General features: G+C 49.3%; 14 protein-coding genes. 3 read left to right on the forward strand and 11 right to left on the reverse strand.

What is annotated here, in order from left to right; translation table 11 throughout:
- Positions 1-126: 126 nt before the first annotated feature.
- The 4 genes from lpxD to Q0600_RS05385 all read right to left on the reverse strand — a co-directional run bounded on the left by lpxD (position 127) and on the right by Q0600_RS05385 (position 4,451).
- Positions 127-1,077 (reverse strand): UDP-3-O-(3-hydroxymyristoyl)glucosamine N-acyltransferase, encoded by a 951-nt coding sequence (lpxD, locus tag Q0600_RS05370; protein WP_298757793.1) that lies wholly within the window; start codon positions 1,075-1,077, stop codon positions 127-129.
- 32 nt (positions 1,078-1,109) lie between these two features.
- On the reverse strand, positions 1,110-1,580 hold the full coding sequence (gene ilvN / locus Q0600_RS05375) for an acetolactate synthase small subunit (protein WP_298757796.1): 471 nt from the start codon (positions 1,578-1,580) through the stop codon (positions 1,110-1,112).
- Between the two features lies 1 nt (position 1,581).
- Complete coding sequence (locus Q0600_RS05380; protein WP_298757799.1) at positions 1,582-3,276, reverse strand: acetolactate synthase large subunit; 1,695 nt, start codon at positions 3,274-3,276, stop codon at positions 1,582-1,584.
- A gap of 455 nt (positions 3,277-3,731) precedes the next feature.
- Positions 3,732-4,451, reverse strand: a complete 720-nt coding sequence (locus Q0600_RS05385; RefSeq protein WP_298757802.1) for a helix-hairpin-helix domain-containing protein — start codon at positions 4,449-4,451, stop codon at positions 3,732-3,734.
- Positions 4,452-4,564: 113 nt separating this feature from the next.
- Between Q0600_RS05385 and pta the strand changes: the two genes are divergently transcribed.
- Both pta and Q0600_RS05395 read left to right on the forward strand, forming a co-directional pair.
- Positions 4,565-6,163, forward strand: coding sequence for a phosphate acetyltransferase (gene pta / locus Q0600_RS05390; protein ID WP_298757805.1), 1,599 nt, complete (start codon positions 4,565-4,567; stop codon positions 6,161-6,163).
- Positions 6,163-7,395, forward strand: coding sequence for an acetate kinase (locus tag Q0600_RS05395; RefSeq protein ID WP_298063249.1), 1,233 nt, complete (start codon positions 6,163-6,165; stop codon positions 7,393-7,395). Before pta ends, Q0600_RS05395 begins: the two co-directional genes overlap by 1 nt.
- A 185-nt stretch (positions 7,396-7,580) precedes the next feature.
- Here the strand turns inward: Q0600_RS05395 and Q0600_RS05400 are convergent, their stop codons facing one another.
- Positions 7,581-7,757, reverse strand: a complete 177-nt coding sequence (locus tag Q0600_RS05400; RefSeq protein WP_298757808.1) for a hypothetical protein — start codon at positions 7,755-7,757, stop codon at positions 7,581-7,583.
- Positions 7,758-7,915: 158 nt separating this feature from the next.
- Here Q0600_RS05400 and Q0600_RS05405 point away from each other — a divergent pair, with 158 nt between their 5' ends.
- Positions 7,916-8,539: a hypothetical protein gene (locus Q0600_RS05405; protein WP_298757810.1), complete on the forward strand. Its 624-nt coding sequence runs from the start codon at positions 7,916-7,918 to the stop codon at positions 8,537-8,539.
- A gap of 244 nt (positions 8,540-8,783) precedes the next feature.
- Here the strand turns inward: Q0600_RS05405 and Q0600_RS05410 are convergent, their stop codons facing one another.
- The 6 genes from Q0600_RS05410 to Q0600_RS05435 form a co-directional block, all read right to left on the reverse strand.
- Positions 8,784-9,956 (reverse strand): HAMP domain-containing sensor histidine kinase, encoded by a 1,173-nt coding sequence (locus Q0600_RS05410; RefSeq protein ID WP_298757813.1) that lies wholly within the window; start codon positions 9,954-9,956, stop codon positions 8,784-8,786.
- A complete protein-coding gene (locus Q0600_RS05415) occupies positions 9,949-10,611 on the reverse strand; it encodes a response regulator transcription factor (protein WP_298757816.1) in 663 nt (220 codons plus the stop codon). The genes Q0600_RS05410 and Q0600_RS05415 overlap by 8 nt, the downstream gene beginning before the upstream one ends.
- Entirely contained in the window at positions 10,611-10,844 is a 234-nt protein-coding gene (locus Q0600_RS05420) for a hypothetical protein (protein WP_291936948.1), read from the reverse strand. The genes Q0600_RS05415 and Q0600_RS05420 overlap by 1 nt, the downstream gene beginning before the upstream one ends.
- Before the next feature lie 444 nt (positions 10,845-11,288).
- A complete protein-coding gene (locus Q0600_RS05425; RefSeq protein ID WP_298757819.1) occupies positions 11,289-12,278 on the reverse strand; it encodes a methionine ABC transporter ATP-binding protein in 990 nt (329 codons plus the stop codon).
- A 45-nt stretch (positions 12,279-12,323) separates the two neighbouring features.
- Entirely contained in the window at positions 12,324-13,310 is a 987-nt protein-coding gene (locus Q0600_RS05430) for a diaminopimelate dehydrogenase (protein ID WP_298757822.1), read from the reverse strand.
- 58 nt (positions 13,311-13,368) lie between these two features.
- A complete protein-coding gene (locus Q0600_RS05435) occupies positions 13,369-13,515 on the reverse strand; it encodes a hypothetical protein (RefSeq protein WP_297880516.1) in 147 nt (48 codons plus the stop codon).
- Between the last annotated feature and the right edge of the window lie 25 nt (positions 13,516-13,540).

Below are 13,540 nucleotides of genomic sequence, written 5' to 3' on the forward strand. Positions count from 1 at the left end.
TCACTGAAACGACGCGAGCCTGCTAGATTAAGCTGGCTAGAGGAGTCGATCAGAGCGAACGATCAAAATGATCAAATTAAGCCGATCAATCTAACCGATCAAAGCAAGTTAGCTAAGGCAAAACGGCTAGTGCTTTTTATCTCTAAAAAATCTAACGATCTTAGCCTGCAGCTTGAACCACTCGCTAAGCTCCATTATAGGCTGTCCCGCATAGTTTTTACCGCCCGCTAAGTCCTTGCTTATGCCGCCGCGCGCCGCGATCTGAGTGAAATCGCCCACGCTTACGTGCCCGCCGCTGCCGCTCTGTCCGCCCATCACGACGTTGCGCCCGAGCGTCGTCGAGCCCGCAAGCCCCACCTGAGAGACGATGAGGCAGTTTTGCCCTAGCTCGCAGTTGTGCCCGATCTGAACGAGATTGTCGATCTTGCTGCCGCGCTTAACGATCGTCGAGCCGAATACCGCGCGATCGATCGTCGTGCATGCGCCGATCTCGACCTCGTCTTGCAGTACGACGTTGCCGTTATGATAAATTTTAACGTGCTCGCCCGTTTTGGTGTGCGCGTAGCCGAAGCCGTCGCTTCCGATGACGGCGTTTGCGTGGATTATGCAGCGCTCGCCGATGATCGTGTCATTGTAGATGACGGCGTTTGCGTGGATTATGCAGCCGCTTCCGATATGCACGTCATCACCGATATACGCGCCGCTTAAAATGACGCAATCCTCGCCGATCGTGGAATTTACGCCGATATGCACGATCTGCCCGATCTGCGCGCTGGCGGCAATCTTTGCGGGCGCGCCGCTGCGAATGAGGGGCTTGGCAAAATGCGCGCTTAAGATCGCAAAGGCTAGATGCGGGTTTTCGCACTCCAGCGCTCGCACGCCGTTTGGAACTGCGGTGCCGCACTTTACCAATACGGCGGCCGCTTTGGTGGCGAATAAAAATTTCTCGTTTTTGTCGCTGTCGCAGTAGCTTAGCTCGCTTTGCCTTGCGTTTTGAAGCGAATTTATCGCAGTAATCTCCGCATCCGCTCCGCTAAGCTCTATGTTTAAAATTTCGGCAATTTTTGATAATTTCATTTGCGCTCCTTTGATTAAATTTTTATCGCCGCTTACATATCCAGCGCGACGCTGCCGCCGCGGACGATGTCGATCGGATTGTATTTTTTTATCGTCTTTAAAAATCCGTCGATGCGGTCTGCGTCGTCACACGCCATAATGACGATCTTGCTGTCGTCGCTGTTTGCGATGCTGCCGTTGTAGGCTTTTAAAACGGCATCGAGCCCCGCTAAATTTTCGCCCAGCGCGATCTTTACCAAAACCATCTCCTTTTCGACGAATTTTGCATCATCGATGACCTTGTAGACGGGGATCAGCTTATGAAGCTGCTTAGTAATCTGCTCTATAACGCGCTCGTCGCCCGAAGTGACGATGCTAAGGCGCGATAGACCGGTGTTTGGGATCGGCGCAACAGTGAGGGTGTCGATATTATAGCCGCGCCCCGCGAAAAGCCCCGAGATCCGCGACAAAACGCCGTGCTCATCAGTAACGACGACCGAGATTATTCTTCTTATGCTATTCATCCTACGACTCCTGCTCAAAAATCATATTATAAAGCGCGCCGCCTGCGGGCACCATCGGCCAGACGTTTTCGAAACGATCGATCTTAGCCTCGATGATGCTTACTTTCTTACTCGCAAGAGCCTGCTTCAGCGCATCTTCAAATTCCGCTTTGGTGCTAACACTAAAGCCCACGCCGCCGAAGCCCTCGACAAGCTTTACAAAATCAGGTTGCGAGCTAAGATCGGTCGATGAGAAACGCTGCCCGTAAAATAGGCTCTGCCACTGCCGCACCATGCCCAAGAAATTGTTGTTTAAGACGATATTTACGACGTTTAGACCGCTCGCGCTCGCAGTCATCAGCTCTTGGATATTCATCAAAATCGAGCCGTCGCCGCTGAAATTTATAACGGGTCTATCTCCCGCATAAGCCTTCGCGCCCAATGCCGCGGGCAGGCCGTATCCCATCGTACCCTGCCCTCCGCTACTTAGCAGAGTGCGCGGCTTGCAAAACGGATAAAACTGCGCGACCCACATCTGATGCTGCCCCACGTCCGTAGCAATAATAGCGTCCTCGCCCGCGATTTTTGCGGTACTTTGTATAACCCACTGCGGCTTTAAAATTTCATCGCTGTCGTTAAATTTAAGCGGGTGAATTTCATCGTATTTGCGGATGAGCTCGCGCCACTGCTCGAAATTTTTAGGGCTGACCTCGCTTCTAATGCGCGGCAGCATCTCCTCTAGCACCGACTTCACGTCGCCCACGATCGGATAATCCGCGTTTATAATCTTTGAGATCGAGCTAGGATCGATATCGACGTGGATGATCTTTGCGTTTTTGCCGAATTCGCTAAGCTTGCCGGTGACGCGATCGTCAAATCTCGCGCCCAGGCAAATTATCAGATCCGACTCGCTAAGCGCCATATTTGCGGCGTAGCTGCCATGCATTCCTACCATGCCGAGGCGGTTTTTATCATCGCTTCGCATAGCCCCTAGTGCCATAAGGGTTTCAACGACCGGGATCTGCGCAAACTCGCTAAGCTCGCGCACCAACTCGCTTGCGCCCGCGCTGATAATGCCGCCTCCGATGTAAAGAATAGGCTTTTTGCAGCTTGCGATTAGCTCGACGGCTTTTTTGATCTGTTTAGCGTTGCCCTTATAATTCGGCTTGTAAGTCTGCATCTTGATTTCGCTAGGATATTCAAAAATGCCTAGCTTTGCCGTCACGTCCTTCGGCACATCGACATGCACGGGCCCCGGTCTGCCGCTGCGAGCGATATAAAAAGCCTCTTTTAAAATTCTAGGCAGCTCTTCGATCGTTTTTACCAGATAGTTGTGCTTGACGCAGGGGCGTGAAATTCCGATCGCATCGATCTCTTGAAAGGCGTCGGTACCGATGAGCGAGGTCGCCACCTGTCCGCTGATAAGCACGATCGGGATACTGTCACTATACGCCGTAGCAAGCCCCGTAAGCGCGTTTGTAAATCCAGGACCGCTTGTGACGAACGCCACGCCGACCTTGCCGCTAGCGCGCGCGTATCCGTCCGCAGCCATCGCTGCGGCCTGCTCGTGGCGCACCAAAATGTGTCTGAAGTATTTTTGTTTGTAAATTTCATCGTATATGTTCAGCGCCGCGCCGCCGGGATAGCCGAAAACAACCTCGACCCCCTCCTGCCGCAACGCCTCCACGATCATCTGCGATCCGCTAATTTCTTTCATACGCCCATCCTGTTTAGTTGGAATAATTTTGTGATTATATTATTTTGTAAATTAAATTTCACGAATTTAAGGCGCTAAATCGGGTCGAATTTCAAATTTAATAGCGGCGTAGACGAAGCAAAATTTTGGAATTTAGCGAGAGTGGAAAAGGCAAATTTAAAATTTAGTCATAAATTTAAAACGGACGGGATGTTCGGATTTAAAATTTTAAAGTGCAGATTTTATCTTGACAAAACACAGCGCATCAGTTTTAACATAGAATTTTAGATTGAAATTTTACCACGCTAGGCTCGATTAAATTTACAAAATTCTTTGAAATTTTATCGTAGCGCAGAGCGATGCCAGCGTAAATTTTAAATTCCATCGCTACAAAATTTTAAAATTTAGCCGTAAATTTAGGGCGGGCGGAATCTCGATTATAAAATTCTAAAATTCCGCCCACGTAAAATTAAATTTTAAAACCCTCTATCTACCTGCACGCCTACGCCTACGCTAGCGCAGTTACCGCTTTGCGGATCGCAGTCGCCGAAGCTTGTGACGCTGCTGGATCTTTTCGAGCGGATCGTTCCCATATGCATAGGCACCGGCATGTTACGGCGCGAGCTTCCGCCGATTTCGCTATCGCTCATACTATTAGAACTTCTCTTGCGAGAATAATCATCGCGCGGAGGTGGCGGTGGCGGAGGAGGTGGTTTTATACCTCCCGGAGGTGGTGGCATACCGCCAGGAGGTGGGGGAGGAGGCGGCATCATGCCGCCGTGCCTACCATATCCTCGCGGAGGAGGTGGCGGTAAAGTGCCGGTTTCTGTGATCGTGATGCCATTGCCGTAATTTTCAACGCGTCTGTAAGTAGAGCCTCCGTAAACCGTGCGGGTGCGGGTCTTTTCGACCACGACTATATCGCGCTCAGGCTGCACCGGCTGCTGCACATTAGCTCTAGGCGATATTTCAAAGCTCTTCTGCAATTTGGCGGTATCGTAACTTGCAAAGCCGTTGATGCCCTTTAGCTCATCTGCACTTGAAATTTCGCGCTTTTGGCGGTATTGCATAAGCATATCCGCCCTACCCGCATCAAGTCCGCCGATCGTCATCAGCTCATAGCGACTAGCTTCATTTATGTTGATTTTCGCCGCGGCGAGGCTCACTAAAAGAGCCAAAATCACTAAATTTTTCATGTGCGCTCCTTTGTTGGAAGTTACCAAATTCTAAACCCTCACGATAAATCTTTGATTAACACGCAAGCAAAATTTTGCTACAATTGCCTATCTTATTTCAAAAGGATCAACCGATGAACGGAATTTTGCTCCTATGCGACGAACCAGCCGCCTACCAATCCGAGCTAAAAAAACTAGATAAAATTTTATCCATGAGCTTTCACAACGTTTTGCAACTTTGCATCGCTGGCGATAATGCCCTTTTTAGCAGGAGCGAACTTGAAAAAGCGCTCGCAAACGGGCAAGATGAGCGCGTGCGAAAGGCGGCGATAGAGCGCTTCGCACAAATTTTAGAGCAGTGTAATTTTGTGCTGGTTCGCGGCGTAGCGGGAGCTGATCTGCGCGAGCTAAATTTACAAATCGCAAAGGATCTAAATATCCCTGTTTGCGGATTTTATCCTAACGAAATTGCCGCGCGCATCGGCACGCGCTTGATCACCGCAGCAAAAGCGGTAAGCTTTGCCAGCATATATGAGGATAAAATTTCATTTTCCGTGCTAAGATCTGCACAAGAGGGTGCAAATTCTAAAAAATCGGAGCTTTGCGGTAAAAATTCCGCCTGCGAAAAGGGCGCAAAATTTCACGACGAAAATTCCGCTTGCCAAAGCGGCGCGATAGAACTTGATAAAGTCGTTGCCGACAAAAGCTACTTCACGGACGCCGCAAACTCCACGCGCTGTGAAATTCTAACCCCATTGAAATTTGAAAGCAAGCTCTACGCCAAGGCTCGCGCGAACGTTAAAACCGTCGTGCTTCCAGAAAGCGATGACGAGAGAATTCTGCGCGCGGCTGCGATCATTAAGCAAAGCGGAGCGGCAAATTTGATCCTTCTGGGGCGCGAGGATGAAGTGCAAAAAAGCGCAAGCAAGCTAGGTCTCGATCTAAGCGGCGTTAAAATTTTAGATCCGCAGACGGATGCGAGCTTAGAAAAATTTGCGCGCGATCTATATGAGCTTCGCAAGGCAAAGGGCATGAGCGAGGCGCAGGCGCGCGATTTAGTGCGCGATCGCACCTACTTCGGCACGATGCTCGTGTATGAGGGGCTAGCCGATGCGATGGTAAGCGGTGCCAGCACGACTACTGCGGAGACGATCCGCCCCGCGCTTCAGATCATCAAGACCAAGCCGGGCATCGCAACCGTTAGCGGCGCGTTTATAATGTGCCTGGATACGCAGGCTCTGCTTTTTGCCGACTGCGCCGTAGCGCCGAGCCCGAGCGCGGAATATCTGGCGGGTATCGCGATCTCAAGCGCCGCGACCGCAAAGGCGTTCGGGTTTGAGCCGCGTGTGGCGATGTTAAGCTACTCCAGCGGCGATAGCGGCAGCGGCGATAGCGTGGAATTTATCAAAACGGCGACACAAAAAGCACGCGAAAAGGCGCCCGAGCTTCTTATCGACGGACCGCTACAATTCGATGCTGCGGTCGATCCGGCGGTTGCCAAGAAAAAAATGCCGAATTCTGCGGTCGCAGGGCGCGCGAACGTATTTATCTTCCCCGATCTTAACTGCGGAAATATCTGTTACAAAGCCGTGCAGCGCACCGCAGGCGCCGTGGCGATCGGGCCGATTCTGCAGGGCTTAAAAAAGCCGGTAAACGATCTAAGCCGCGGCTGCAAGGTCGCCGATATCGTAAACACGATACTTATCAGCGCCATTCAAGCAGGAGAGAATTAATGGATATCCTAGTCATAAATTCCGGCTCGAGCTCGGTTAAATTTAAATTCCACGATATGCTAAATCACGCCTGCATCGCAAGTGGGCTCATCGAGGAGATCGGCTCGACGCACGCAAGCGGAAGCATCAATTGCGCCAACGGACGAAGCATAAAGGTTGAAAACGAGCAAATTCCAAATCACGAAACCGCGATCGCAATCGCGATTGATCTTTTAAAACAAAGCGGAGTAATCAAAGATCTAACTCAAGTAGGCGGCATCGGACACCGCATCGTTCAGGGTGCGGATTATTTCGACGCTCCCGCGCTCATAGATGAGGACGTAATGGCTAAAATCGCCGAGCTTGCGCCGCTTGCACCGCTACACAATCCCGCAAATTTAGCAGGCATCAAATCCTGCCTAAAGATCGCTCCTAAAATTCCGAATGTCGCGGTTTTCGATACGATCTTTCATCAAAGCATCCCGCCGTATGCGTATATGTACGCGCTGCCGTATGAATTCTACGAAAAATATAAGGTTCGCCGCTACGGCGCGCACGGCACATCGCATTGGTTTGTCTCGACGATGGGGGCGAAATTTTTACGTAAGAAATACGAAAACTTCAACGCCATTACGCTACATCTCGGCAACGGCTCGAGCGTGAGCGCCATAGAAAACGGCAAGTGCATCGACACCTCGATGGGGCTAACGCCGCTTGAGGGGATCATCATGGGCACCAGATGCGGCTCGATCGATCCTGCGATCATCCCATACATCGAGCGCGTCGCGGGCTACAACGCGCAGGATATGGACGTCATAATGAACAAAAAAAGCGGACTTTTGGGCATCTGCGGCGCAAGTGATCTGCGAAAGGTATATGAAAAGATGGAGGGTGGCGAGCCGCGCGCGAAACTAGCGTTTGAGATGCTCGTGTACAGCGTCGTTAAGATGATCGGAGCGTATTACGCCGTGCTTGGGCGCGTGGACGCTTTGATCTTTACCGGAGGTATCGGCGAAAATGCGCCGCATTTTAGACAAAATGTCTGCGAGAAGCTCGCTCATATCGGCATCGAAATCGATGCGACAAAAAACGCAAAAAATACCGGCTCGATTAGAAATTTAAGCGCGGCGGATAGTAAAATCAAAACACTCGTAATCCCCACCAACGAGGAACTTGCGATCGCTGAAGCTACGGTCGATACGATCAACAAAAACTCCGCGCAGATCGACTATCAGAAATACTCGGAATTTTAAATTTGATCTAGCGGGATTCCGCGGTTATTTTGCGAGCAGCGATACCAACTGCCTTTTTCGTTAGGCAATTAATTAAATTTTAGGCTTTGGTTGCAAGTCTACGCGAAATGAAAGAGCCTTTTATTTTAGAGGCTTTCTGGCTAAGACGATACGAGAAATTGCTACGCTACGCGCGGGTTTAAATTTTATTTGTCGCTTCCGATAAGGCTTAAATTCTTGCTCGGAAGAGGCGGAGCGGAAGGGGCTATACTTGCGAAGCGCCCTTTTACTTTGCCTCGGCTAGCAACCGCAAGCAGGTCTACCGCCCAAACCCCGCCTAGATCACTACGCGTTAGAAGCGGCGAGATTTTATTTTTAAACAAAGCTTTGCTGGTTAAATTTAATAAATTTTATTTCAAATTTGACCGCAAAATTCCAAAACAGGTCCTTATTGTGAAATTTACCGGATAATAAGGCATAAAATTTTAAAATTTAGCGCGAGTCGGGTTTTGAGGCGCAAATTTTATTAAAGGAGCGAACGATGAGCGATTTGCTAAATTCACAAGGCGCGCAAGAGCAAGATACGCCGTATCCCGATACGAAATTCACTAAATTTTTTGGACGACTTTACGCGGCGGTTTTTGCGCTGTTTGCGATCACGGCGCTTAGCATATTCGTGCTACCCGAAAAAATTTTAGACGTAAGCGCGGCATGCGCGGACTTCGTTGGATTTATGAAGCGGTTTTTTCCAAACATCGCCGCAATCGGCAAAATCAGCCCGCATACGCAGCTTGCGGAATTTTACGTCGCGGCATTGTGGGTACCTATTTTAACGGCTTTCGCGTTAAGCTGCGCGTATTGTCCGATCGCCACATTCTTATACAAAAAAGAGCTTCCCGCCGTCAAGACGCAGCTATTTGTGATATTGCTCGCTATACCTTTTGCTTACTGGGCATTAAACAATTATTTCTACGCCGATTTTGCCATAAACGGCATCCCACACAGAGTAGGCAGCGGACGGATATTTCCTACTTTTGCGAGCAGAGAGAGCCTATTTGGCTGGATATCATTTTTCACAGCCACCTCGATGTTTATGAGTATGCTTGTCGTGATTTCGCTTAGCGATATAGTCCACTGGATATATCTATCGAGAAATAAAAGCTAAATTTTATAAAATCGCGGACGAATAACATTCCGCACCCATAACTTTTAGGGTCATTTTACGAGCGCAAAGCGAACGACTGATAAAATTCCGCGCTCCGTTTTAGAACAAAAACAAGCGACGATTAAATTTAAATGCTCCGGCAATTAGACCCTTTTTGCGCGGAATTTAAGCGAGCAAGCGACGATTAAATTTAAACCGCAGGCGGTCGCTTTTAAATTTTAAAATTTCACTAAATTTTAAAATTTTACTCTCGCCACGTAAGGCGGAAGGTCGTTATCTCGCCCGGCACGCTATCGTAGGAGATAGAAAAGGAGTATTTTTTGCAGACCTCGCTTACGATACTAAGCCCGATACCAAAGCCGCCCTCGCTTGAGTTAAAGCGCGCAAAGCGCCTGAAAATTTCGTCGCCCTTTTTCCTGTCGATCCCTTCGCCGCTATTTGAGATCGCTAGCTCGCCGTGCCTTAGCCGCACATCCACGTAGCCGCCTGCATCGGCGTATTTTACGGCGTTGCTTAGCAGATTGTCGATCAGGCGCGAAATTTCATAAACGTTCGCGCTCATGCTCGCATCCGAAAGATCGGTTTTAAGGCTTAGTCTGCGTTTTTGGATAAACGGCGCGAAATATTCGCAGCGCGAAGCGACGAGGCTTTTTAGATCGATCGAGCTAATCTCGCCCTCCTTATTCATACCGAAGGTTAAAAACACGAGATCCTCGTAGATGCGCGAAAGCGTCTTAGCGGCAAGATCGATATTGGCGACGCGCTTGGCGTTGTATTCTCCAAGCTCTGCGTGCCGCATTGTCTCGACGCTCATAGAAATAATACTAAGCGGAGTGTTGATCTCGTGGGTGCTATCTTTAATGAAGCGATTTAGCGTGTCTATCTTGTCGTAAAGCGGCTTTGTGCCTAGCCGCACCAGATAAAACGCCACGGCTAATATCACGCCCAAAAGCGCTATCATCATCGCTGCGGTTTTGATACGAAGCGTTAAAATTTCGCCCTGCACGCTACTTCCAAGCAGAATGATTTTAGCCTTGGAAAAGGCGTTTCGCTCCTCCATATTTTGCAGATTCTCATAAATTCCTAGCCTACCGCCACTTATAAATTCCGCCTTTAGCTTCGCTTTATCAAGTGCGCCAAGTTCGCCGTCACAGCCGTAAATTTCATCAGAGTTTGGCTTAAATATACACGCACTCACGCCCTTTTCGCGCTCAAAGTCCGCTAGCGATTCCAGCCCGTCCATGCTTGCTTTCATATAGATCATCATTTTGATCTCTTTTAGCTCTTTTATCCTGTGCGAAAGTAGCGCGGCTTCGTTCATCCTGTAATTTATCTTGAAAAAATATCCCAAAAACAACGCACTTGAAATGAGATATAAAGATAGAATTTTAAGCGTTAAAGCAGTCTTTTCAGACATACAGATACCCTGCGTTACGGCGATTTATGATGTGCTCTTCGCCTAGAACGCGGCGCAAATTTTTGATATAAGTTCGCAGCGCCTCTTCGCTCGGCGTCTCATCGAATGTATAGATCGCGGAGAAAATTTCATCCTTGCTTAAAAGCCTGTTTTTATTTTGTAAAAAAAGTGCCAGCAGCTCGCGCTCTTTGTTTGAAAGCGCGACGGGCACGCCCGATCTGCGTAGCTCTTTGCTTGCAAAGTAAAATTTAAACTCGTCGTCAATAGTTACAAAATCATCAAAATTGTGGCTGAAGTTTCGCTTTATGAGAGAATTAACGCGCAGCAACAGCTCTTTTAGCTCGTATGGTTTTTTGAGATAATCATCGCAGCCGCTTTTAAAACCAACCTCAAGATCATCAAGCGTATTTAGCGACGTGGCGAATATCGCAGGGGTGCGATCGCCGCTCTTGCGTAGCTCTTTTAAAAGTGAGAATCCGTCGCCTTTGGGGATTTTTACGTCAAAGATAAAAAGATCAAATTTTTGTTCATAAGCAAGATCCGCGGCGCTTTGAGCGTCGCTGCAAACGCATACGTCAAAGCCCGCGTCTTTTAGATATTCGCCGATGAGATCGCAAAGCGTCTCATCGTCCTCTACGAGTAAAATTTTACTCACTACATCTCTTTTTTCATCTCTTTTTTCATTTCGCCTTTCATCTCATCCTTCATATGTTTACCCTCTTTCATAGCATCCTTGTGCATATCTTTCATGTCGCCCTTCATCTCTTTCGCACCATTATGCATTGATGTATTGGCGTCCTTCATCTCATCTTTCATGCCCATGTCGGCAGCTACGGCAAAAGTGCCAGCAAATAGCGCACTAAGCGCAAACAAAGTAAGTTTTTTCATTACGTACTCCTTAAAAGAAATTAGCGGAATTATACTTCCGTAAAAGTGAAGTATGTGTGAAATTCCGAAAAAAATTCAAATTTAAATTTAAACGCCTGTAATTTCAAACGCGGAGCGGCTTAAATGCGCTCGGTCGGTCGCGATCTCTGAAATTTAAATCGCCTCGCTACGGCTAGTCAAATTCTAAACGCAAATCAAAGCTAGCCAGAGCGCACGCCAACAGCGCATTGCCGAGCTTATTTTATCGAGGCAAAATAGAAATTTAAACCGCCGGCTAAACTAATTAAATTTGTAATGCCACGACTAATGCCACGACGCGCACATCAAATCAAAAACGCCGAGCCAGCCTTTGAGTTCGCGACCTCGCGCGAGCTTTTGAATTCGCCATGCCGCGTAAGCCCTTAAATTTAGTGCGGCGCAAGCGCACAGGGCGCGAAATCGCACCTAGATCGCGGCGCAGCTTTTGATCTCATCCTCGCTTACGATCTCGTAGATCACGCCCGCGTTTTTGATAAACTCCTCCACGCGCGCGACGTGTGCGGGCTCTACGTTGATCACGAGGCTTCCGACGACGTTTTTATCGAGGCGCTCGAGCTTGCCCCAGACGATATTAAAATTTATCTCCAAAGCGTGCGCCATATGCGTGATCACGCTGTCAAACGCGACCGCGGGCGGGAAAAAGAGCCTGATATTTACGCCGCTTGCGGGCAGCACCTCCTCCTCGCCCAAAAACTCCTTCATATTCTCATCCGGGTGCAAAAACAGCGAGACGATATCGCCCGAGTTGCTCACGCGTCCGCCCTTAAGCAGGATCGCCCGCTGCGCGATGCCCTTTACGACCTCCATCTCGTGCGTGACGAGCACGATCGTGATGCCTAGCTCGCGATTGATACGGCGCAGAAGCGATAAAATTTGCGCGGTGGTGTTGGGATCAAGCGCCGAGGTCGCCTCGTCAGAAAGCAAAATTTTAGGGCTTAATGCAAGCGCACGCGCAATCGCCACGCGCTGTTTTTGTCCGCCGCTAAGCTCGCTGGGATAGGCATTTGCTTTACCCGCAAGCCCCACGAGCTCCAAAAGCTCGGCTACGCGGCGCTTCGTGAGGTCCTTCGAATAGCCCCAAAATGCTAACGGCGTGGCGACGTTTTGCGCGACGCTGCGGCGGCTCATTAGCGCGAAGTGCTGAAAAATCATACCGATATTTTTGCGCAGCTCGCGAATCTGAGCGGCACTTAGCTCTCTTACCTCCCTGCCCTCTACCTTAAGGCTTCCTTCTTGATAGTCCTCAAGCCCGTTTATGCAGCGCAGCAGCGTGCTTTTCCCAGCGCCGCTGTGGCCTACGATGGCGAAAATTTCGCCCTGCTTTACCTCCAGGCTCACATCGTCGATCACGCAGGTTTTGCCGTAAAATTTCTTTAAATTCTCTATCTTTATCACTCAAATTTCCTCGCTTATAATTCTGCCCCGATGCGCCGTGTAAATTTACAAAATTTCACGCCTTAGCTCATCTGCGCTCTTTGGCGAAAGAAGCGCCGGAGCGATGTCAAATACGCTAAATGCGCCGCTTTCGCCTCTTTGCGCCAAGCGATACGCCGCGCGGGCGTAGGCTACGAGCACGCTTGCGGTAAATTCGGGATTTGAATCAAGCTTTAGCGAAAACTCGATCAGATGTTTATTTTCTCCGCGCTCGCCCGTCGCTCCGCTTCGCAGAACGAAGCCTCCGTGGGGGATGCCGTCGTGCTCTTTTTTAAGCGTCGCAATATCGATAAAATGCACGCTTGTGTCGTAGTCGGCGAAGTAGTTTGGCATAGTTTTTATCTCGCGCTCGATGCGCGCTTTATCGGCGCCATCCTCTGCTACGACGTAGCACTCGCGCAGGTGTTTTTCGCGCGTGCCAAGTCTCGGGTTTTCGCCCGCGCGGACTCGCTCCAAGGCGCTTTCTATCGGCACGGTGTATTGGCGCGCATCCACGACGCCCTCGATCCTGCGGATGGCGTCGGAGTGGCCTTGGCTCACGCCTTTACCCCAAAACGTATAACTGCTGCCGTTTTCTAGCACGCTCTCGCCAAATAGTCTGTTTAGCGAAAACAGGCCCGGATCCCAACCCACGGCGATGATGCCTACATTTCCGCCTTTTTTGGCTGCGGCGTCTACCGCGGCGAAATGCTCCGGGATTTTTGCGTGCGTATCGAAGCTATCGACGACGTTAAAGCTCTGCGCAAACTCGGGCGTCTGCGTCGGCAGATCCGTCGCGCTACCGCCGCAAAGAACTAAAACGTCAAATTTGCCCTTGTGCGATAAAATTTCGTCCGCGCTAAACACCGGCGCACCGCATGTTTTTACTTCGCTTGGATTTCTGCGGCTAAAAACCGCCGAAAGCTCTAAATCCTTGCTATTTCGCGCGGCAAGCTCCACGCCGCGACCTAAATTTCCATATCCTAAAACCGCTATTTTTATTTTTTCGCTCATTTTTTACCCTTCAAATTTTAAAATTTAGCGCGTAAAACGGCGCGCCACCGATGAAATTTTACCTCAGTAGGAAATAATAAATCACGTATAACCAACTTAAAAATCCGTGGATTATCGCCCACATTATGCTTTTATTGACTCCCCATGATAGTGCGACGGCTATGACCGTGCCTAAAGTAAATCCACCGATACTACCCTTTGACATATTTTTCTCCTTAATTTAAATTTAG

Source organism: uncultured Campylobacter sp., from assembly GCF_938041645.1.
GTDB lineage: Bacteria > Campylobacterota > Campylobacteria > Campylobacterales > Campylobacteraceae > Campylobacter_B.

Bases quoted from the DNA above. Each gene is read 5' to 3' on its own strand.
- lpxD (WP_298757793.1), bottom strand. From the start codon at position 1,077: ATGAAATTATCAAAAATTGCCGAAATTTTAAACATAGAGCTTAGCGGA.
- ilvN (WP_298757796.1), bottom strand. From the start codon at position 1,580: ATGAATAGCATAAGAAGAATAATCTCGGTCGTCGTTACTGATGAGCAC.
- Q0600_RS05380 (WP_298757799.1), bottom strand. From the start codon at position 3,276: ATGAAAGAAATTAGCGGATCGCAGATGATCGTGGAGGCGTTGCGGCAG.
- Q0600_RS05385 (WP_298757802.1), bottom strand. From the start codon at position 4,451: ATGAAAAATTTAGTGATTTTGGCTCTTTTAGTGAGCCTCGCCGCGGCG.
- pta (WP_298757805.1), top strand. From the start codon at position 4,565: ATGAACGGAATTTTGCTCCTATGCGACGAACCAGCCGCCTACCAATCC.
- Q0600_RS05395 (WP_298063249.1), top strand. From the start codon at position 6,163: ATGGATATCCTAGTCATAAATTCCGGCTCGAGCTCGGTTAAATTTAAA.
- Q0600_RS05405 (WP_298757810.1), top strand. From the start codon at position 7,916: ATGAGCGATTTGCTAAATTCACAAGGCGCGCAAGAGCAAGATACGCCG.
- Q0600_RS05410 (WP_298757813.1), bottom strand. From the start codon at position 9,956: ATGTCTGAAAAGACTGCTTTAACGCTTAAAATTCTATCTTTATATCTC.
- Q0600_RS05420 (WP_291936948.1), bottom strand. From the start codon at position 10,844: ATGAAAAAACTTACTTTGTTTGCGCTTAGTGCGCTATTTGCTGGCACT.
- Q0600_RS05430 (WP_298757822.1), bottom strand. From the start codon at position 13,310: ATGAGCGAAAAAATAAAAATAGCGGTTTTAGGATATGGAAATTTAGGT.
- Q0600_RS05435 (WP_297880516.1), bottom strand. From the start codon at position 13,515: ATGTCAAAGGGTAGTATCGGTGGATTTACTTTAGGCACGGTCATAGCC.